Annotated in this window: 19 protein-coding genes; 3 read left to right on the forward strand and 16 right to left on the reverse strand. The window is 55.6% G+C overall.

The window, feature by feature from the left end; all coding sequences use genetic code 11:
- Nucleotides 1-2: 2 nt before the first annotated feature.
- Genes ispF through disA form a run of 3 tightly spaced genes read right to left on the reverse strand, consistent with a single transcriptional unit; the run spans nucleotide 3 to nucleotide 2,255 of the window.
- Nucleotides 3-497 carry a 2-C-methyl-D-erythritol 2,4-cyclodiphosphate synthase gene (gene ispF / locus DXD16_RS02945; RefSeq protein WP_006234975.1) on the reverse strand — a complete coding sequence of 165 codons (495 nt, stop codon included), beginning with the start codon at nucleotides 495-497 and terminating at the stop codon, nucleotides 3-5.
- Complete coding sequence (gene ispD, locus DXD16_RS02950) at nucleotides 487-1,215, reverse strand: 2-C-methyl-D-erythritol 4-phosphate cytidylyltransferase (RefSeq protein ID WP_117655051.1); 729 nt, start codon at nucleotides 1,213-1,215, stop codon at nucleotides 487-489. Before ispD ends, ispF begins: the two co-directional genes overlap by 11 nt.
- Nucleotides 1,215-2,255, reverse strand: a complete 1,041-nt coding sequence (gene disA / locus DXD16_RS02955) for a DNA integrity scanning diadenylate cyclase DisA (RefSeq protein ID WP_369831362.1) — start codon at nucleotides 2,253-2,255, stop codon at nucleotides 1,215-1,217. Before disA ends, ispD begins: the two co-directional genes overlap by 1 nt.
- A 253-nt stretch (nucleotides 2,256-2,508) precedes the next feature.
- Here disA and DXD16_RS02960 point away from each other — a divergent pair, with 253 nt between their 5' ends.
- From DXD16_RS02960 to DXD16_RS02970, 3 genes are all read left to right on the forward strand, one after another.
- Nucleotides 2,509-3,093 (forward strand): manganese efflux pump MntP family protein, encoded by a 585-nt coding sequence (locus tag DXD16_RS02960; RefSeq protein WP_117655052.1) that lies wholly within the window; start codon nucleotides 2,509-2,511, stop codon nucleotides 3,091-3,093.
- A gap of 124 nt (nucleotides 3,094-3,217) precedes the next feature.
- Nucleotides 3,218-3,688, forward strand: a complete 471-nt coding sequence (locus DXD16_RS02965; RefSeq protein WP_117655053.1) for a helix-turn-helix domain-containing protein — start codon at nucleotides 3,218-3,220, stop codon at nucleotides 3,686-3,688.
- Nucleotides 3,689-3,691: 3 nt separating this feature from the next.
- Nucleotides 3,692-4,996, forward strand: coding sequence for a type II toxin-antitoxin system HipA family toxin (locus DXD16_RS02970; protein WP_117655054.1), 1,305 nt, complete (start codon nucleotides 3,692-3,694; stop codon nucleotides 4,994-4,996).
- A gap of 125 nt (nucleotides 4,997-5,121) precedes the next feature.
- On the opposite strand, the gene DXD16_RS02975 is transcribed toward DXD16_RS02970, so the two are convergent.
- The 13 genes from DXD16_RS02975 to DXD16_RS03040 form a co-directional block, all read right to left on the reverse strand.
- A complete protein-coding gene (locus tag DXD16_RS02975; protein ID WP_117655055.1) occupies nucleotides 5,122-6,579 on the reverse strand; it encodes an aminoacyl-histidine dipeptidase in 1,458 nt (485 codons plus the stop codon).
- A gap of 148 nt (nucleotides 6,580-6,727) precedes the next feature.
- Nucleotides 6,728-7,249 (reverse strand): PIN domain-containing protein, encoded by a 522-nt coding sequence (locus DXD16_RS02980; RefSeq protein ID WP_117655056.1) that lies wholly within the window; start codon nucleotides 7,247-7,249, stop codon nucleotides 6,728-6,730.
- The gene (locus tag DXD16_RS02985; RefSeq protein ID WP_199408069.1) at nucleotides 7,246-7,605 is read right to left on the reverse strand and encodes a type II toxin-antitoxin system RelB/DinJ family antitoxin; all 360 of its coding nucleotides are present in this window, start codon (nucleotides 7,603-7,605) and stop codon (nucleotides 7,246-7,248) included. Before DXD16_RS02985 ends, DXD16_RS02980 begins: the two co-directional genes overlap by 4 nt.
- Before the next feature lie 215 nt (nucleotides 7,606-7,820).
- The gene (locus tag DXD16_RS02990; RefSeq protein WP_158551518.1) at nucleotides 7,821-9,452 is read right to left on the reverse strand and encodes an ABC transporter ATP-binding protein; all 1,632 of its coding nucleotides are present in this window, start codon (nucleotides 9,450-9,452) and stop codon (nucleotides 7,821-7,823) included.
- The gene (locus DXD16_RS02995) at nucleotides 9,445-10,731 is read right to left on the reverse strand and encodes a radical SAM protein (RefSeq protein WP_117655058.1); all 1,287 of its coding nucleotides are present in this window, start codon (nucleotides 10,729-10,731) and stop codon (nucleotides 9,445-9,447) included. Before DXD16_RS02995 ends, DXD16_RS02990 begins: the two co-directional genes overlap by 8 nt.
- Nucleotides 10,732-11,541 (reverse strand): hypothetical protein, encoded by an 810-nt coding sequence (locus DXD16_RS03000; RefSeq protein WP_117655059.1) that lies wholly within the window; start codon nucleotides 11,539-11,541, stop codon nucleotides 10,732-10,734.
- 2 nt (nucleotides 11,542-11,543) lie between these two features.
- Nucleotides 11,544-12,347: a hypothetical protein gene (locus DXD16_RS03005; RefSeq protein ID WP_147326442.1), complete on the reverse strand. Its 804-nt coding sequence runs from the start codon at nucleotides 12,345-12,347 to the stop codon at nucleotides 11,544-11,546.
- Nucleotides 12,325-13,053 carry an ABC transporter ATP-binding protein gene (locus tag DXD16_RS03010; RefSeq protein ID WP_117655061.1) on the reverse strand — a complete coding sequence of 243 codons (729 nt, stop codon included), beginning with the start codon at nucleotides 13,051-13,053 and terminating at the stop codon, nucleotides 12,325-12,327. The genes DXD16_RS03005 and DXD16_RS03010 overlap by 23 nt, the downstream gene beginning before the upstream one ends.
- Before the next feature lie 389 nt (nucleotides 13,054-13,442).
- The gene (locus DXD16_RS03015) at nucleotides 13,443-13,769 is read right to left on the reverse strand and encodes a helix-turn-helix transcriptional regulator (protein ID WP_117655062.1); all 327 of its coding nucleotides are present in this window, start codon (nucleotides 13,767-13,769) and stop codon (nucleotides 13,443-13,445) included.
- 10 nt (nucleotides 13,770-13,779) lie between these two features.
- On the reverse strand, nucleotides 13,780-14,349 hold the full coding sequence (locus tag DXD16_RS03020; protein ID WP_117655063.1) for a hypothetical protein: 570 nt from the start codon (nucleotides 14,347-14,349) through the stop codon (nucleotides 13,780-13,782).
- Nucleotides 14,350-14,475: 126 nt separating this feature from the next.
- A complete protein-coding gene (locus DXD16_RS03025) occupies nucleotides 14,476-17,118 on the reverse strand; it encodes an ATP-dependent Clp protease ATP-binding subunit (RefSeq protein ID WP_117655064.1) in 2,643 nt (880 codons plus the stop codon).
- Between the two features lie 186 nt (nucleotides 17,119-17,304).
- Nucleotides 17,305-17,898 carry a DUF2798 domain-containing protein gene (locus tag DXD16_RS03030; RefSeq protein WP_117655068.1) on the reverse strand — a complete coding sequence of 198 codons (594 nt, stop codon included), beginning with the start codon at nucleotides 17,896-17,898 and terminating at the stop codon, nucleotides 17,305-17,307.
- Nucleotides 17,899-18,208: 310 nt separating this feature from the next.
- Nucleotides 18,209-19,777: a threonine/serine exporter ThrE family protein gene (locus DXD16_RS03040; RefSeq protein WP_199408071.1), complete on the reverse strand. Its 1,569-nt coding sequence runs from the start codon at nucleotides 19,775-19,777 to the stop codon at nucleotides 18,209-18,211.
- Nucleotides 19,778-20,091: the final 314 nt, after the last annotated feature.

The following is a 20,091-nucleotide window of genomic DNA, read 5'->3' on the forward strand; positions in this document are numbered from 1 at the left end:
CGTTACTCCTTAACAGTTTTCTGTAGCAGGCAGACGGCCCAGGCGCCAATTCCCTCGCCTTGACCTTCCCAACCGAGCTTTTCGGTCGTAGTGGCGGCGACGCCCACGTTTTCGACGTCGACGCCCAGGGCATGGGCAAGGTTGGCGCGCATGGCATCGCGGTGCGGGGTGATCTTGGGTTGCTGACAGGCAATGGTGCAATCGGCATCGACAAACTCGAAGCCCAGTTCGCGCGCGTAGTCCATCACGCGAGCGAGCAGCACCATCGAATCGGCACCCTCATAGGCGGGGTCGGTATCGGGGAATAGCTTGCCGATGTCTCCCCCGCGGCAGGCGCCCAGAATGGCGTCGGCCAAGGCGTGCGCGAGCACATCGGCATCCGAGTGGCCCAGCAGGCCGCGCTCGTAGGGAATGTCAACACCGCCGATGATACATCGACGCCCCTCCACCAGACGGTGGACGTCGTAGCCATGGCCAATGCGCAGGTTACTGAACATGGGGAAGGTCCTCTCCCTCGGCCATACGGCCAAGCAGAATCGCGGTTACGGGACGAAGGTCCTCGGGCACCGTCACCTTTAGGTTGTCGCGCGGGCTCTGGACGCAGCGGACGCGCCCACCCATGCGCTCGACCAGCGATGAATCGTCGGTACCGATAAAGCCCTCGGCAATCGCCGCGGCGTGAGCGCGCTTCATGGCGTCGACGCTAAAGATCTGCGGCGTCTGCGCGGCCCAATAGAGCTCGCGCGGCGGCGTCTCGACGATGTTGTCGCCATCGACGATCTTGAGCGTATCGATCGCGGGCTGACCGCACACGACACCGTCGAGGGCACGGTCGCTCACGAGCACGTCGATAGCGTGGTCGATAGCCTCGGTCGTAATGAGCGGACGGGCGCCATCGTGGATGGCGACATATTCAAAGCCCGCCGGCACCGCGTGCACGCCGGCGCGGGTGGAATCCTGGCGGGTCTCGCCGGCATCGGCAAAGCTGATGGGCGTGCTATACGAATACGGGCTGATGGCCAGGCGGCGCATCTCGGCACGACGCTCGGCAGGGCAAACCACGACGATGTGGCCGACCTTATTGCTACGGTCAAATGCGCGGATGGACCAGCTCATAAGCGGACGACCCGCTACATTGACGAGCTGCTTGCCACCGGGGTTACCAAAGCGCTGGCCGCTGCCACCGGCAACGACCACGGCGCATACGGGCGCCATTATGCGTTCCCCTGTTTGGTGCCCTTCATGCGGTACAGGGAGTCCGCAAGAATGGCAGGGTTGTTAACGCCAAAGTCGCCCAGGCGCTCCGGATCCTCGCTGATGTCGTCCATGAGCTCCTGCAACGATCCATACTCGTCGACGATTTTCTCGGCCACGCCGTCGCGCACGACGGACACGCGCGAAAGCGTGCGCAGGCCCAGCGGTGTCATGACGGAGTCCTCGTCCAGGTCGTCGTAACCCAGAACCGCCGCCACATGCTGCGGGTCGGACAAGTCCTTGGGCGTCATACGGCTCAGGTTGGCGCGGATCTTTTCGGCATTGGCCTCGGAAGAATCGCTCGCGTAGTCGCGAATCATCAGGTCGTACTCGGTATCCATGCTGGAGCCGGCGAGCTGCTCGAGCTGCATCTGCACGAGCTTGCCCTGGTTGCCCAACTTGACAATGCAATCCTTAAGCTCAGTCTTTGCCTGCTGCATGATCTCGAAACTCGAGAAAATGCCGGTGATGTCGGCGAGCGTAACGTAGTCGTCGAGCTCGAGGGCCGTCAGACGCAGCAGGGAGCGGTCGAGCGACTGACGGGTAGTCTGGAGCGTGGCGACGAGCTGGTTGACCGAGCTCATGATGGTGGTGACGGGCTGGATCTCGTAGCTCTTGCCGTGAACGTACACGTTGACGACGGCACGACGGGCCGAGACCGAGATCACGATGGCATCCGTGAGCACCGACATGCGGGCGGCGGTGCGGTGACGCATGCCCGTCTCACTCGTGGCGAGTGAGGGATCGGGATTGAGGTGGAAGTTGGCGCGCAGGATCTGGGTGAGGTCGCCGTCGATGACGATGGCGCCGTCCATCTTGGAAAGCTCGAACAGGCGGTTCGAGGTAAACGAAATGTTGAGCGGGAAGCCGTCGTTACCAGCAGCGAGCACGTTTTCGGTGTCGCCGACGCAAATAAGAGCGCCCAGGTGACCAGCGATGATCATGTCGAGGGCGGTGCGGATCGGCTGGCCAGGTGCCGTCAGGCGGATGGCCTGTTCCATACGCTTTTGCAGCTCGTTCTTATCCAAGGCATCGCTCCCATCGTATACGCTCCATAAACGTCAATAAGTTTCTCACGGTTTGCCTCTGTGACGCCCGCAAAATCCGATGCTTACAGAATGAGCGAACACCGCTAAGATAGCTAATTTGGGACGGGCTCTTTTGACTACCCACTCAACCATGTGCCAAGGATAGTCTTTTTGTTGCTCCCCCAAGAGGTACACGCGGGCCCGCCCGCAGAGAGGGAGCCAGACTATGGGACTCGCAGAGCTCGTGCTGCTCGCCGTTGGCCTTTCGATGGACGCCTTTGCCGTATCCATCTGCAAGGGCCTTGGCATGAAGAAGATCAACCTTAAGGTCGCCGTAGTGCTCGGCCTGTTCTTTGGCGGCTTCCAGGCCGGCATGCCCGTGATCGGATGGGCGCTTGGCAGCCAGTTTATGGGCATCATCGGCCCCATCGACCACTGGATCGCCTTTATCCTGCTCGCCTTCATTGGCGGCAAAATGCTGTGGGAGGCCTTTACCGAGGACGAGGACGAGGATGAAGGCGACGGCAAGGATGCCGAAAAGATTGACCTGGGCGAGTACATGATCCTCGCCATCGCCACCTCAATCGACGCCCTAGCCGTGGGCATCTCATTTGCCGCGCTCTCGGTCGACATCATGCCCGCCGTGTCGCTCATCGGCATCACGACCTTTATCTTCTCCGTCGCCGGCGTAGTGATCGGCCACACCTTTGGCGCGCGCTACGAAAAGCCTGCCACCATCGTGGGTGGCGTCGTGCTCATCCTCATCGGGCTTAAGATCTTGCTTGAGCATCTGGGGATTCTCGCGATATAAAAAACGCCTCTCATAAGCTCAACGTCAATGTAGAGGTCTCATGCAGAGTTTTGCATAATACCTTTTCGTGCAGACTTTTGCATGTCATACTGATATGCAAAAGTCTGCACGTTAGGAGATCGCCATGGATACCCTTCCCATCACCACACCGCGGCAAGCTGGCATCTATGTGCGTCAGGCACGCGAGGCTCAGGGTCTCACCCGTGCCGCCCTCGCTAAAAAAGCCGGTGTTTCGGAGCGCCTGCTCGCATCGCTCGAGCTAGGAGACGCCACTGGCATTCGACTCGACAAGCTGCTGACGATTTTCAATGCTCTTGGACTGGCACTCGCCGCTCAAGGGGATATCGGCGAAGCAAAAAATGAGCGACCAGTCGACGCTCCGCATGCCAATCCGCTGCCTCGCAGCATCCCCAGGCGCCATCACACTCAACGTCCCCATCATCGCAACAGTCGTAGTACCGCCATTCCGGCTCTTGCAGATGCCCCCTTTACATCCGCACTTTACGACGAGATCTTCGCCGATTTCGTCATGTCCAATCTCGGAGTCTCGATTGCCGCAAACGCATCTAACCAAACCAAGCCCGAAGGGAAATAGCCAATGGCCAGAACATCACTTCGGACCATTATTTGCGGCGTACCTGCGGGAACGCTCACGCAAGATGAGAACGGTCTTATCAGCTTTACCTACGATCATGACTATGACGGGCCAGCCCTATCGACCAACATACCCGTATCGAATCGCACATACGGACAACAGGTCATGAATCCGTACCTGTTTGGCCTTCTACCCGACAGCGAGGACCAGCGAAAAGCGATTGCCGCCGAATTCGACGTTAGGCCCAACAATCCCGTTGCGTTGCTCAGCCATATCGGACTCGACTGTCCGGGCGGAGTGCAGTTTTATGCCGAAGAAGATGCCGACGCCGTCCTGCATCGCGCTGGCGATTACCGCCCTATAGACGACCACGAAATTGCTCTCCGCCTCAAGTCGATCAGAGATGACCGCGATGCATCGTGGATGGGTCTAGATGAAAGTTGGTCACTTGGAGGCAACCAGGGCAAGTTCGCGCTCGCGTTCATTAACGGCCGCTGGTGCGAATGCATGGGCTCCTCGCCCACGACGCATATTTTCAAAAATGGCGTTAACGGATTTAAACTCGAGGCTCTCAATGAGTTTGTCTGCATGAAAAGCGCCCAGCGCGCCGGTATCGCAACGGCAAACGTCGAATATCGTATGTTTGAGGACGAACCTACCCTCATTGTTGAGCGCTATGACCGCGTGAAAGTCGAAGACGGAACGATCAGGCGCCTACATCAAGAAGACCTCTGTCAGGCACTTGGGGTGATGCCCGCCCAAAAGTACACGGCAGACGGCGGCCCGACCACACGCGACATTCAAGAGCTCCTCGTAACTACGAGCCACCATCAACTTAACCTGCATCTGTTTACGCAGATACTGTTCTTCAACGCCATTATCGGCGCACCGGATGCGCATGCGAAAAACTATTCCCTGCTCCTTGGAAACGACGGCGCAGCCATGATGGCTCGAATGTACGATGTCGCTTCGGGTTTGGCGTATGAGCGTATGCGCCGCCGGGCGCGCCTTGCCATGAGCGTTGGCGGCGAAAATCGAGTGGGGCGCATCGGTCCAGGCGCTATCCGCCGATACCACGGTATGGGCGACCCCGCGCTGGAGGCGGCGCTCACCGATGCCGGGCTATCCGAGAAGTTTTGCTTTGCGACCATGATGGACCTCGCCTACGAGGTGCCCATTTGCATGGAAGAGATCATGGACGAATACGCCGACCTGCCCGGCATGGCGGACCTGCGCGAGCATATGCTCGGCCCCGTCCGCGAAAACTGCCAGCGCACCCTCGACCTCATCAAGGCGGATATGGGCTAGGCGCCAATCAATCCACATTTCTTAAAAGAAGAGGGGGGCACCCGTCGCAAAAGTTCGGATGCCCCCTCTCGTAATGTCATTTGCAATCCGCTAGCACGTGGCTCGAACTGCTGCTAGCGCGACCCTTACGCGGCAAGGCGCTTGAGGACGTCGATGAGCAGCTCGTAGAAGCGCTCGGCAGAAGCGAGCTCCATGCTCTCGTCCGGGGTGTGGACATCGGAGAGCGTCGGGCCCACGGCGATGGCGTCCAGGCCGTGCAGGGCCTCAGCAAACAGGCCGCACTCAAGGCCAGCGTGAATGGACTCGATGCGCAGCTCGGAGCCAAAGAGCTCGCGATAGCTCTCGACAAAAACGTCGCGGACCGGCGAATGCTCGGCATAGCTCCAGCCGGGATACTCGAACTCGAACTTGGCGTCGAAGCCCAAGACATCGGCCAGCGTCTGCAGGCGGTCCTTGAACTCGTTCTGCAGCGAGGTGATCGAGGAGCGCGGGGACAGCATGATCTTGACCTGGTCGTCGGAAGTGGCGACCACGCCGATGTTGGAGGAAACCTCGACGGAGCCGTCGGTGGCGACGTTGCGGCGAATCACGCCGTTAGGGGCAAGACGCAGGGCGCGGATGAGGGCAAGCGCGGACTTCTGATCCATGGCCTCGACCTCGGCGTCGTCGGCAATCTCGACGGTGCAGGTAAAGCCGGGGTCGAAGACCTCGAGCTCGGCAGTGACGTCGGCGATGATGCCCTTTGCGATCTGGGCCGCGGCCTCGGCGGCAGCGTGGTCGGCGTAAACCAGCTCGGCCTTGCACTCACGGTTGATGGCGTTGTCCTTAGTGCCGCCGTTAAAGCTGACGATGGCGGGCTCGCCGGCAACCATCAGGCGGTCGATGATGCGGGCCATGATGAGGTTGCCGTTGCCGCGCTCCAGGTGGATATCGCTGCCGGAGTGGCCGCCCAGCAGGCCGGAGATGTCGAGCGTGAGGGTGCTGCCGGTCTTGTGCTCGCGCACGATGGGGCAGGTGTAGGTAACGACGACGCCGCCGGCGCAGCTGACGGTGGCAACGCCCTCTTCCTCGGAGTCAAGGTTAATCATGGTGCGGGCGCTAATCTGGGACTTGTCGAGCGTCTCGGCGCCGACCAGGCCAGTCTCCTCGTCGGTGGTGAATACGCACTCGAGGGCGGGGTGAACGATCGAATCGTCATCGAGAACAGTGAGCATCAGAGCGACGGCGATACCGTTGTCGGCGCCCAGGGTGGTGCCGTTAGCGGTGAGGACGCCGTCCTTGACGACCAGGTCGATACCGTCGGTCGTAAAGTCGTGCTCAACAGAGCCCAACTTGTCGCACACCATATCGATGTGGCCCTGCAGCATCACGGTCGGGGCATTCTCGGCACCGGCAGATGCGGGCTTGCGAATGATGACGTTGTAGACCTCGTCCTGATACACGTCGAGGCCGCGCTCCTTGGCAAACGCAACCAGGAAATCGCTGATGCCCTTCTCGTTGCCAGACCCACGGGGGATCGCGCTGACCTCCTCAAAGAAATGGAACAGCTGGGCGGGCTCGTAGCCGGTGATCTTGTAATCCATGGTGCCTCCTTGGCGCAACTGGTTAGACAGTAAGACATGCGACTTGTATATTCCCAGACTTTGCGTGCATAAACCAGTCGAAAACGCCGAGCGCCCTTGCATCATCGGCTAACGGCGGGGAAACGCCACTTTATTAAGATAAAGCAGGCTAGACGGGCCGTGCCGAAGGGGCGTTGGACCCTTCAACCAACCTCAACGCCTGTTGAACATTAATGCATACACCATTGGTATGTTTAATAAGATTCTTGTCCTCCGTCACGACGTAATCGGCATCAATGCGATTGGCGACGCCCAGCATCAGGTCGTCCTCAAAGTCATTGTGGTGGTACTTGAACACAAAGGAGTCGAAGACCTCGTCTGCACCGACCGGGGCGATGAGGGCTAGCTCGCGCATCTGTCGAACGCATGCCCAAGCCGTTTCGTCTGCCGCCGCAATGGCGTTATCGCTCAGTGAGCCAGTCTTTCTTCGGCACTCCTGCTTGATTGCCGCCGAGACAAGATATGAAACGTCTTTGACCGAAAGCGACGAGGCAAACAGGGCAATCCGCTCCGAGGCGTCGGCAATCTCGATCAGATGGACGACATTTGCCGTACGGTCGGACCTGCCAGAAAAATAATCCATCCATACGTTGGTATCGATTAACAGCTTGAGGACGCCTTCTGTGCTCATAGTTCCACCCACTCGGGATAGCGCTCCGCCATGGCCTCCTCATAGAGGTCGTCATAGCCTCCCGAGAACTCAGGGATGGGGATGCCGTATTTGAGGCACGAATCGCGAACGATATGGCTGCCTTGCGCGGCCCTTGACTCCATGCGCCGGGGCTCCACTCCGTCAGAAACCGGAGCCGCCGCGTCTCCCTTCGAGGGCATGCGTCCGTTAACGACCAGATACTCCCAAAGTGTCCGAACGGCTTGTGACGGCGTCATGCCAATATGAGTCAGGACGGCGTCTCCCGCCTCTTTGAGCTGGCGATCTATACGCACGTTCATCTGAACCGGCCGTGAGTCTAGTATCGACATAGACATGTTGGCTCCTTTTGCTATACGCTTTCCTTAATTAAGTATAGCAATTTGTCAGACAGACAGACGCCTCAGTACTGAAGCGTTCGTTTGACCGGTTTTGCCGTTGTGGGATTAGTCAATAAAAGAAGCTGATACATGTTTGGGATAACTTTCCACATCAGCTGCAATTCGCTATCCACAGGCAATGAGCCCCGCAACGAAGCGCCATGCACAAGCTTTTACAGCTCAATCACTTCGTCGCAAGCCTCAAGCAACTCGGGATCATGCGAGACAACAACCACTATATGATCCTCTTTCTTCTGTTGCAGAATATCAATGAACGCTGACCTACTCGCTCCGTCAAGCGCCGACGTCGGTTCATCGAATAACATGACGGGTGAGTCCTTAAGCAATACACGAATAATCGCAATCTTCTGCTTCTCACCACCCGATATATTATGGTTTTGCTCGTCCAGCACCCCATCAAGACCATTGGGAAGTGTTGAGACCAGTTTGGTCAGACCAAACTGGTCTACAAGTCGCCTGACTTCAAGAATTGGACAATTATCGCCCGCGAGTAGCGTCAGATTCTCTCTGAGTGTTCCGTTAACGATATCAGGTTCTTGCTCAGCAATACCAACGACATACGAGCGTAGATTTATAGAATCAATCTGGCTCAAATCAACCTCGTCATAAGCAATAGTCCCAACGCAATCATCGGGATATAGACCAGCCATGCCATCGAGAAGCGTGCTTTTCCCGCTTCCGTTTGCGCCCGACACGCCGTATAAGACTCCTCGATTAAGCGAGATGAGCTCTGGATAATCTATGATTCGATCGGTATCAGGGCGACAAATCGACAGGCCCTTGCACACAAGTGAAACAGGAGAACCAATGCGGACAGAACCGTTCGCCTCTTCATCCATTGCCCAAAGGCGCTTAAGGCGTTGGGCGCTCACCTTGCTCGCCTGGTAGCTTTTGCCCCAAGAAAGCAAGTTCACCAGAGCAGAATTGGCGCTCGAATAATAGCTCAATGCCGTCAGCAGAAAACCAACCGGCATTTTACCTGCGACAATCTCACAGCCTCCAATCGCGAGCAAACAGAACTGCGCAAAGGAAAAAATCAACTGATTCGCAAGTTCGAACCGTGATCCGGCTTTTTGGTTAGCCAATATAGCTGGATAAAGACCATCGAAAGCCTTCTGCAGCCTCAAGGAATAGAAATCAAATAATGAATGGCGACGAAGAAAGGAGACGCTCTCCAGCTGGCTCTGGAGAGTCCCATAGAAAGCAGCGGTCTTTTCTTGAAACTCAAAGCCTCGATTGAACAGCAGCCCGCTAAACAATCGATAAACTACTGCCCCCGTAACGATGCAGGCTAGACAGGCAATCGCCATCGCAATGTTTATATTCATCAACATAATCAAGGAACAGATAATCGTTGCAACACCGCCAATGATATCTGACGCCGATGTTATTCCGAATATTATGAGGTCGTTTGAATCGTGATTGATTTGCTGATTATAATAGCCCGCATCAAATCCGATGAAAAACTTCCGGGGCAAACGCTTGACGTGTTCAAGTGTGTCAGCGTTAAGTTGATATCCCGCATGCGCTTGAAGGTCGACATAGATTAGGGAAGTCCAATAGGCCAACACCGACCCCACAATGGCGACCACGCCAATCGCGAAAATACATAAGACTAGCGTCCGCAAACTAATACCAAGGACATTTTTTGCCGCCAGCACATTTACAGTCAGTCCCAACAGATATGGTTCAGCAAGGCTGCACAGCTGAGACAAGACATCGAGAAGCAGATAGACATAAAGCCTTGGCTTATGGAGGAGATATATCTTCCAAAATCTAAACATCGTGATTTGCCTCATGCGAATACTGATGATTACAAGCCAACCGCATTCTCTGCCTGGCATTGAATTTAACGCTCGCGCATTTTCTCTGGCCCTCCATCGCGGCGTGGGGACATCCGCCCATACAAGCCGGAAACATTACACACTCGCCACATACTGGGTCGTTTGGTAAATACTCCATCCATTTCAAATAGTTCGAATTAGCTTTCACACCTTCTCGAACATTTCCAACGGCGCACTCGCCCTTGCCAACCTCATCCCAACATTTAAAAAGTCTACCAAGCGGGTCGATGACAAACGAATTAAGGGAAACCGCACAGCAGACGCCTGGTTCATACGGCGTAAACGGAATAACGTTGAATCCGCGCTCGCTAGCTTTATCCATAAAGAACGTTTCAACTTGAGAGAATCCACGCTGAGAAAAACAATGAATGTCATTTGAGCAAGTATCGTTAACATTGTCGACCGCAGCAAGATAAATCGCGACTTTACCGCGAAGCCCTTTAGCGTCAAGCTCGTCAATCAACGCATCGACCTCTTTGCTATTGGACTCATCGACATTCACGCGAATGGTAATCTGAAGAACATCGGCACATGAGATTATATTGTCGATAATGGCATCATATGTCGGACGACCGTCGGCCGGGACCCTCCGCGAATCATGATCCCTCTTTGAGCCATCAATAGTGATTTGAACCGAACCGATCTGACAATCAGCAAGCTTCTGAGCAATTTCTCGCGTCAGGAGATATCCGTTCGTTACCATTCCGGCAGAATAAGTAGCGCCTGGCCTAATCGCCCCTCTCAGTTCTTTTGTCAGTCGCTCGATCATGTCCACACAGAGTAGGGGTTCGCCTCCATACCAGTCAACGTGAAGATCGTTGATCCCGGGATAGCCGGAACGCACGAATTCTGCGATATCCGTCATTGTCTCTTCTGACATAGTGGGGTGCGAGCAGCCTTTTTCATAGCAGTAGGGACACCTAAAATTGCATGCCAGCGTTGGAGCAATCGTCAGTCCTAAATAGTCATTTGCAAACCTTGCCGACAAGCTCTCAAGCATCAACATTCGCCGCTCGTCAACATCGTCATCTACCAACATGCCACCCATCTTAAGGGCCTCTTCGAAATCACCATCCAAGGAGGCGGCACCCTTGCGATATAAATTCAGCTCATTCGTGTGCGCAGCGTCAAGGTCGAGAACGCCACCAGACTGGGTATTGTAGATAGTGATACCGTTCACATCATTCTCTTCAATAACGTTAAATTCAGACTCTTTCATTTATATGCTCCGTTTTCTGATAGCACCCTTGATAGCCCAACAAAGTCCGAGGATGACAATGGGAACGACTGTTGCCAGCGCTACAAACAGCAACGTCCCCGGCACGATGAATTGAATTGGTCGCGGAGACGCAAGGGTCGCCAGCCATGTCAAGTGCAGTGGCATATTTGGATTCCCGTACCCCAAATAAAGCAGCAGGATGATGAACGATAGAACAAACGCGCCATTTCCAAAGAGCGAGATGGCCAGGACGAGCAGCAGGCATAACGTTGTGCAAATCAAGGCAGCAAGAGACAGTCGAAGAAGAAACTCTCCGATCATATCCATCGTCATTCCTATGCCACTCGCGCTTTGGACCACACCAACGAGTATCGAAAAGAGAACAAAACCACCGACAAGCGTGACAATCGAGACAAGAGTCCTTGCAACCAACAACTGTACTGTTTTCATTCCCCTTGCATAGGAAACAAGCCATTGAGATCCCGTTATCGGAGTTCGAAACGCATAGCCGATGACGAGAACAGCAACAATAGGAAAGAACAGAGAATGGGCAAGCGGTGCCACCGCGGAAAGGTAGCGAGCTCCGTCTTTAACGAGGTCTCCCGGAATTCCCACAAAACCATATTGTGGGTTTGGAAAGAAGCCCATAACACCGTCGCCAAGCCAATCGCTCGTTCCGTAGGCTCTCCATGGTTCATAAGACACAGAATAAAGCAATGCGAGCACGAAACCTGCCGCAATCAGCAGAAGAGGCGCTTTGCTCTTCATAACTCGATAGGCTTCAGCCTTAATCATATCTTCGCAGCGCATTTCTACCCCCTCCTCGCTTTGATTCCCATGACCCCGAGCTGCAACGAAACAACGGTGCAAATAACAGAGAAAAGAATGATCTGATTAATGGCTAGGCCTTGAAAGCACAGATTTCCAAGATGGCGTAAGTATGGTCCGACTGAGAGCCACCAGGGAATTTGCGTCGATGCGTGATTGGAAAAGACCACCAGCGTATATTCATCGGAGGCGAGCAGCGTCCCGACCAACACCAACATAATGCTAAGCGGTGCATTTCTAAGTAAATAGAAAACTGCCATCGACTGAGCTACTAATGCAGCCAAAATAGCATCAATCAAAAGCAACACGGGCAGGTATCTATCAAGAAACACCCGCCCATCCACATAGCAGCCAAGCGGAGATTTGAAGAGAGTGAATCCCGAAAACAGGTTGAACGCTGTTGAAGTTGCAATCGTCAGAACAAGCCACTTTGCGACAACGGCCTTTGCTACACCCGTCCCTTTTGCATACGTCACTTCAGAAGACCTGCTTTGATAATCCATGGCGCAGGAAATAACAATGCATCCGGCTAGAACGAAAAACCACTCGTAGGTCATGAATAGTGCCGTCCGAACCGCCGAACCAGCTGGGTCAGTCTTGTCGAGGATGTTTGCAAAGAAACCAATCTGTTTGCCGACTCCCCCTAAATCAGATGTTCCATAAGTCCCATACATATTTGGATTACAGACATCTTTAACAATCCAAATTCCCCAGATCAACAACACGAAAAAGGCTGGATTTCTGAGCAACCGACGGGCTTCGCATCTAATCAGTCGCAGAAGTTGCATTATCTGCCTCCCCGATCAAATCCAAAAACCGCTTTTCCAGACTTCTGTCTTTGTAGGAGTTTTCTTCCTTAACGAGAAGTCTGCCTTGATGGAGAAAAGCAAAAGATGTCGCAACTTTCTCCAATTCATCTAGGTTATGGCTTGAAATGAGCACCGTTTTATCCCGTTTGTCCTTCAACGACAGCAGGAGATCACGCACCTCAATCACACCCACTGGATCGAGCCCGTTTATGGGTTCATCCATGATGAGTAGTTGCGGGTTGCCCAGAAGAGCCGTTCCGATATCCAGGCGACGCTTCATGCCGAGCGAGTATTGTTTTACCGATGCATCCGCCGCATTTTCTAGGCCAACGGCAGCGAGCACTCGATTAACTTCACTTTTCGGCAGCCCCCACTCGATACAGCGTGAGATCAAGTTTTCTCGACCGGTTAAGTTCAAGAATGCCCCACAGCCGTCGGGGACGAATCCGATATTTCTGCGTGCTCTTGCCAGACCTGCTCTCCCAGACTCGCCGAAAAAACTGATTGAACCTTTCGTTGCTTTAAGCAAGCCAAGAAGAATATCAATCAACGTACTCTTCCCCGCGCCGTTCTCCCCAACGAGAGCGCACACTTCGCCCTCATCTATATCAAATGAAACATCAGACAACGCCCAGTTTTTGCCGTAGCGCTTTGATAGATCCTTGATTGAAATCGCATTACCCATGTCTCATGAACCTCATTAAAAAAGGCAGCGCGGCCGACGGATGGCAGTTATCGACCACGCTGCTTACCCTCTGCTGTCTTAACCAGCATTAACGTTCACGTTGCTAGAAATGAACATATACGCCGAAACAGCTACAGCGCGAACACGGGTGGTAATTGCGGCAGCCACCACCGCCACCCTGCACGTTGCTACACGGATCGATTACCCAGTTCATAATTACCTCCTTTCGATTTATCGTCTGTTTTAATACTTCGTTATCGTATATCGATAACCTTATGATTTCAAGAACTATTTTTCGAATAAATTAAGGCTCCTACCGATCGTTTGCGGTAGGAGCCTTGCATGCATACGTGTTTGTCTTCTTATCTTCTTATTCTGTTTTGTTATTCCTATTCCTTAGAAAGATCTACTACGTAAACCTCTGTGGGCAATGTCTCGGAGGGGTCGGGATTGCGTCTTTGCAAAATCTTATTCCGCGCGCGCGCGATGGTAAGTTCCTCAAGTTCTATTTCACTCACGCGACGGATCAAATCTCCCGGCTGGCAATCCAACTCAACACAGATATCGAGCAATGTCTTCAAGCGTATAGCCTTAATTTTCGCATTACGGATTTTAGAAATGTTAGCTGGCGTATGCCCAGTCGCTCTTATTAGATCGGCATTTGTTTTCCCGGTCTTGAGCAAAAGTGTCTCAACCTCAATAATGAGATAATCCATGGTCAATCACCTAGACCAAATCATCGGACTGGGACTGCAAAAGCGCCCCATAGCGCCAGAAGATCGACAAAGCGAAAGCAACCATCATTGCAATGATGGATCCCACATCCAACGTGATGCCTGAGTCACCAATCTGAAGGAGAGCGGAATTCATACGACAGCTCAACATACAATTGCCCATCATTATTTTTAAATCGCTGCCAATCTGTAGAGAGCCCATCACGGCATTGATTGCAAATAGGCAAGCAATAACGGTAATCATCCGTGCATGTCGAATAGTAAAAGGCGATTGACGACGGGCGACATCGAAGCTGATGCTTAACAATGTAAACTCCCCTGCAAGGAGCAAAACCGCCCATAGCGCCAAGTTTGGAAGCGCGATGCTGCCGCCCTCACCAAGCTCAACGACCCCCTCGATTACCACTGCGCCATTCAAAATGCTATGGCATGCAACAATAAATGCCGAACCAAAGACGGCGATAGTAGCGATGGCTATAAGTACCAGCATGGCACAAAGAACCATTCCGATTTTTCTCATGTTATCGAACGACATCTCAATTCTTTGAGCGCTATTCGCCATAGTGACTCCTTTTGCCATCCAGCAGATCTTATTCAATTATTTTATCGTTACCGGAAACTCTTCTCTACAAGAAAAGGGGCGCTCCCTCATCGGGAACGCCCCGTCATGCAAGGTTATAGTCAATCCCTACAGCGCACCAGAGCCGGCTTGCATCATGCCGCCGGGGCCCGAGGTCACGCCGCCGCTCACGGGCGCGGCGTTGCCAGTGTGCGGTGCCGCCGGGGCGGTATCGCCACCGAGCGTACCTGCCGGACGCGGTGCCGGGATCTCGCCCGTGCCGTGGCTAAAGACAAACTTGCCATCGGCCACGTCGCACAGGACGGTATCGCCCTCACCCCACTCGCCGGCCAGAAGCTCCTCGGACAGCGGGTCCTCGATGAGCTTTTGAATGGCACGGCGCAGCGGACGCGCGCCGTTGGTAAGGTCGGTACCCTCCGCCACGATCTTGTCATAGGCCGCATCGGTGAGCTTGATGTTCATGCCGTTGGCGATCAGGCGCTGACGCAGGTCGTCCACCAGCAGGTGCGCGATCTTGGTGAGATTTTCGCCCGAGAGCTTCTGGAACACCACGATGTCGTCGATGCGGTTGAGCAGCTCGGGGCGGAACAGGCGCTTGAGCTCGCCCATCGCGCGGCCGCGGATCTCACTCGAGGTGAGGCCCTGCTCGCCGGTGGTGCCAAAGCCCACGCTCGCATCCTGCGCGATCTCGCGGGCGCCCACGTTGGATGTCATGATGATCACGGTGTTGCGGAAGTCGACCGTCTTGCCCTGGCTATCGGTCAGACGACCCTCCTCCAGCACCTGCAGCAGGATGTTGAAGATGTCGGGGTGCGCCTTCTCGATCTCGTCGAACAGCACGACCGAATACGGGTGACGACGAACGGCCTTGGTAAGCTGACCGCCCTCGTCGTGACCCACGTAACCCGGAGGGCTACCGATAAGCTTGGAGACCTCGAACTCGCTGCCGAACTCCGACATGTCGAAGCTGATGAGCGCGTCCTTGCTGCCAAAGAGGTACTCGGCGAGCGTCTTGGCGAGCTCGGTCTTGCCTGTGCCGGTGGGACCCAGGAAGATAAAGCTGCCGCCGGGGCGACGCGGGTCCTTGAGCGGCGAACGGCTGCGGCGCACGGCCTTGGCGACGGCCTCGACGGCCTCGTCCTGGCCGATAATGCGGGTCTTGAGCACGCTTTCGGTCTGCAGCAGGCGACGGCTCTCGCTCTCGGTGAGCGAGGAAACCGGCACGCCCGAGGTCACGGACACGATGTCGGCAATCTGACTCACGTCGATGGTGAGCGGGCTGGCGTCGAGCTCGGCGGTCCAGGCGGCCTTGGCTTCGGCGAGTTCAATCTCGGCGGCCTTCTGCTGCTCGGTGATCTCGGCGGCCTTGTTCATGTCGTCGCTCTCGGTAGCCTCCTGTGCGGCAGCCTTGAGTTCCTCGATGCGATGCTCGGCCTCGCGCACCGGCTCGGGTGCGCGATTCGCGGCGATGCGAGCGCGGGCACCGGCCTCGTCAATGAGGTCGATGGCCTTATCGGGCAGGAAGCGATCCTGAATGTAGCGGTTGGAGAGGTTCGCAGCGGCCTCGATGGCACCCTGCGTGTAACGCACGTGGTGGTGCTCCTCGTAGCGCGGCTTGAGCGCAGTCAGGATCTTGACCGTGTCCTCGACGCTCGGCTCCTCGACATCGATGGTCTGGAAGCGACGCTCGAAGGCTGGGTCCTTGGTGAGGTACTTGCGGAATTCCTCGGCCGTGGTGGCGCCGATAATCTGGAAGGCACCACGCGCGAGCACGGGCTTGAGCATGGAGCTTGCATCGATGGATCCCTCGGCAGAACCGGCACCGATGATGGTGTGCATCTCGTCGATAAACAGAATGACGTCGTCGGCCTCGGTCGCCTCCTGGATCACGTTCTTGAGGCGCTCCTCAAACTCACCGCGATACTTGGCGCCCGCGACAAGACCCGGCAGGTCAAGCGTCCAGATGTTCTGGTTCATAAGGTTCTCGGGCACATTGCCGGCAGCGATCTGCTGTGCCAGGCCCTCGACGATGGCCGTCTTGCCCACGCCGGGGTCGCCCAGGATAAGCGGGTTGTTCTTGGTGCGGCGCGAAAGAATTTCCATCATACGCTGGACTTCCTTTTCGCGACCAATTACAGGGTCGAGCTCGCCGTCGCGCGCCTTCTGCGTGAGGTTGGTCGCGAACTGCTTAAGCGTATCGGTGCCACTCCCCTTTTGCTGAGAGGCATCCGAGCCGCTAAAGAACGGCAGGCCCGCACCGGGACGACCAGCACCGGCGCCGGCGAGCGGACGCTTCTTGTCCTGGTCCTTGGCGGTGAGTTTCTCGATAGCCTTTTTGATGGAGGCGGACGACACACCCAAGCGCATGAGGATGTCCATGGCCATGCCGTTGCCCTCTTCGACGATGCCGATCAGCAAGTGCTCGGTCGACACGTAGGTCTGGTTGTTCTCACGCGCCACGCGGAAGGAGCGCTCCATCACGCTAATGACGAGCGGCGTAAAGGCAAGCTTGGCAGCCTCGGTCTCCTCGCTGGGCTCGGGAACCGTGGTCTGGACCTCTTTGAGGGTATCCATGATGTCGTCGTAGGAGATATCGAGCGAGCGCAGCGCCTCAGCGGCAATGCCCTCGTCCTCCTTGGCGAGCGCGAGCAACAGATGCTCGGTACCCACCTTATTTGAATGAAGATCGAGCGCCTCCTGCTTGGCCATGGACATGACCTTGCGCGCGCGATCGGTAAAACGGTCTAACATGCTAGTTCCTCTTAGACGAGCTAGTTTTTCAAACGCAAAGCGCCGCCCCGCGGCAGCGCTTTGGTCTCTTTACCCATATGGAGTATATGTTAACCGTTGGGGCCTTTCCCACCCGTAGCCGCGTGACAACGTCTACAAAAAAGGAATCGCTTCGGTCCGCTTGGCGGTTTGGTTTTGCGCTGCTGTCTAGCAGGCGGGCTCGACACCCATGTCCTCGGCAACGTCATTGACGGCATCGGCAGCGGGAGCACCCGGCATGCGCACGAGCTCCATGTGCGGTTCGGCAAAGACCGTGCCCATGGGGAAGGCGCGGCGGAATACAAAGCGAGCAACCGGACCAGCCACCAGCAGGTTCCAAGGCAGGGCCATGATAAAGTTGCGCGGAATGTTGACGAGCCACATCATCGGCAGCGCCTGCAAATTGGCAAGCGGGCCGCAGGGCATATGGAACAGGCCTTCGCACGCGCCGTAGAGCGACATGATGATGACCATGGGAACGACCATGCAGGAGCTGACGGCGAGCGTCATGGCAAGCGGCGAGCTCTTGCCCGGCGTGACCAGGAATTTAAAGGCGAAACCCTTGGCAAGGGGGCTGGCAACAAACCAGTCGCAGCACATGGCAAATATGTAGGCAACGGGGAAGCCGAGCCACGCGGCGGCAACAACCTCGCCGTTGATGGCCCCATGCTGCAGGGCAACGTTGTAGATGCTCATCCAGAGCACCATGCAAAAGCACATGATAAAGGTGAACAGCAGGCTCTCTCGTTTGTTGATAGGCATAAAGGGCATGGTCCTTTCTGTGTTGCGCCGCGGCGCACAACAAAAACGGGCGGGCGAGATGGAGCTGTTGGGACTTCATCTCGCCCGCCCGTGGTACGTGCGTCTGCGACTACTTATGTGGTGGAACCAGCCTAGCACGAAAAGCGCGTGCTTCGTAAGCGTTGAGTTTATGAAGATGCAGGGCACCAATAATCCCCCGACCCCATAAGTTGCGGTGGAATACGGACTGTTTTGACCCTTTAAGCAGCAATTCAGTCCCTATTTCACCGCAACTCATTTGGTGCAAAGTAACCTGTTCCCCCTGGACCAATTAGCTGGTGTGGCGCCAGCGAGGGTCGGTGAGCGTACGCGCCACACCCAGGCCAACGGGCAGAAACGCCACGATGAGCACTGCACGCACAAACCAGCCGAGCATATTGACCGTGTCGAAGGTGCACATGTAATACATCGAGCGATACAGATACAAGCCCGGCACCATAATGACAATCGATGGCACCGTGAGGGCGATACGTGGGTAGGTGAGCCTGATTTCTGCCAGGCTTGCCAGCAAACCCGATACGAGCGCCCCGATAAATGCAGCCGCCTCGGGAGGCATTCCCGCGCTGAGGCCCAGGAAGGGAAGCATCGTCGGCCCATCGACAAGGGTCAGACGAAGGGTATTGGACACGGCGCCGATCAGCCCAGCTGCCGTGGCCATCTTTACCGGGCTGTTGAACATCACTGAGAAGCCGAATACGCCAACGAAGCTCATTACCACGCGCAAGAGCGTAAGGGCAAGCGGCGAAAGGCCGAGCGGCGCAAAGTCGTCCGGCGCCAGGCCAACACACTCGGCAACCATCCAACCTACGAGCGTCGCCATCACAATAATCGACACAGCATACGAAAGACGCTCAATGCCGCTTCGCATGTCGAGCTTAGCGATGTCGAGACCTGCCGTAATGAGAGGAAAGCCGGGAATCACAAAGAGCATGGCGCCGATATAGCCTTCTTGGTGCGACATTGCCCCCGGTATGACCTGGCCAAGACCGAGCAATGCCAGCAGATACGAGACGCAAGCGAGTGCAACGCCGATCGTCAGCGCGCCAAACTGGCCAAGGCCCTGCTTAAGAATATGGGAGCGAGCAAAGTTGCCGACACCAGCGCCTACGAATGCGCAGGCCATCTCGATAGGGCCGCCGCCGAGCAAAAAGACGAAGGCGCCGCAAGCACAGGCTGCCGCAAGGCCCTGTTGCCAGGGAGTGTAATCAGGTTTTGAACTCTCAACGGTCTTGAGCATCTCGTGATACTCATGCACCGTAAAACGACGGCCATATGTCTCGATTTCCTTTAGGAAGCTCTCCATCATCCAAATGCGATGGGTATTGACGCCCGTTGTGGGCAAGCTGACGACTTCGTTAAAGCAGTGACCATCTTCAATACAAGTACACTCAAACGACAGGAGACTTAAGTCAACGTGGATGGTGACACCGAGCACGGCGGCGATGCGATTCATGGTATCGCGTACACGCCAGGCACCCGTTCCGCTCGCGAGCATAAGCATACCGGTTCGACAAATGATGGATGATTTGTCGGTAAGTGGCGCATCGACAGCAAGCTCATCGCCTGCCGTCACGATCTGGCGCCAGTCAGTTTTCATATGGAGCGCGCCGGCACGGACACCGTGGTGCAAAGAGATTCTCGAAAGCAGCGGGTCGGGGCGCGAAGGCTGTGGGGGTTCCGTCGATTCATTCTCAACCTCATCAGCCCCTTCACCCACTAGGTCAAATGAGTCAAGCGATGCCGGCTCGCGACGGTCGATCGGCTCCTCGTCCTCATCATCAAAATAGTTGAACTGATTGAGCATGTCCTCTTCGATTGCACGATCGCTCGCGTCGTCCATACAGACGCTCCCTTCCTACCGACTAACCCCCATCCTAGGCAGCGACGGCTAAAGGAAACATAAAAGAGACGACTGTCATGCGAGCCATGTGCTCAATAGCCGTTGGGTAGTCGTTTAAGAACGTCCCCAATGACTATTGACGGCCAAGGCAACGCCGATGTTTTGGCAACGACAGCGAAAGCCCGCCAGAGCGAGCAAGGTGCCTTCAAGCAAAATGGCGCCGCAGGTTGAGCATAAGTCAGCGAGCGGGTCGCATTTGAGGCAAGGTGGCGTGAAATCAAAACCACCCCTAAAAGGGGTGGTTTGCTCTTAGG

This window comes from Collinsella sp. TF11-5AC (assembly GCF_003436775.1).
Taxonomy (GTDB): domain Bacteria; phylum Actinomycetota; class Coriobacteriia; order Coriobacteriales; family Coriobacteriaceae; genus Collinsella.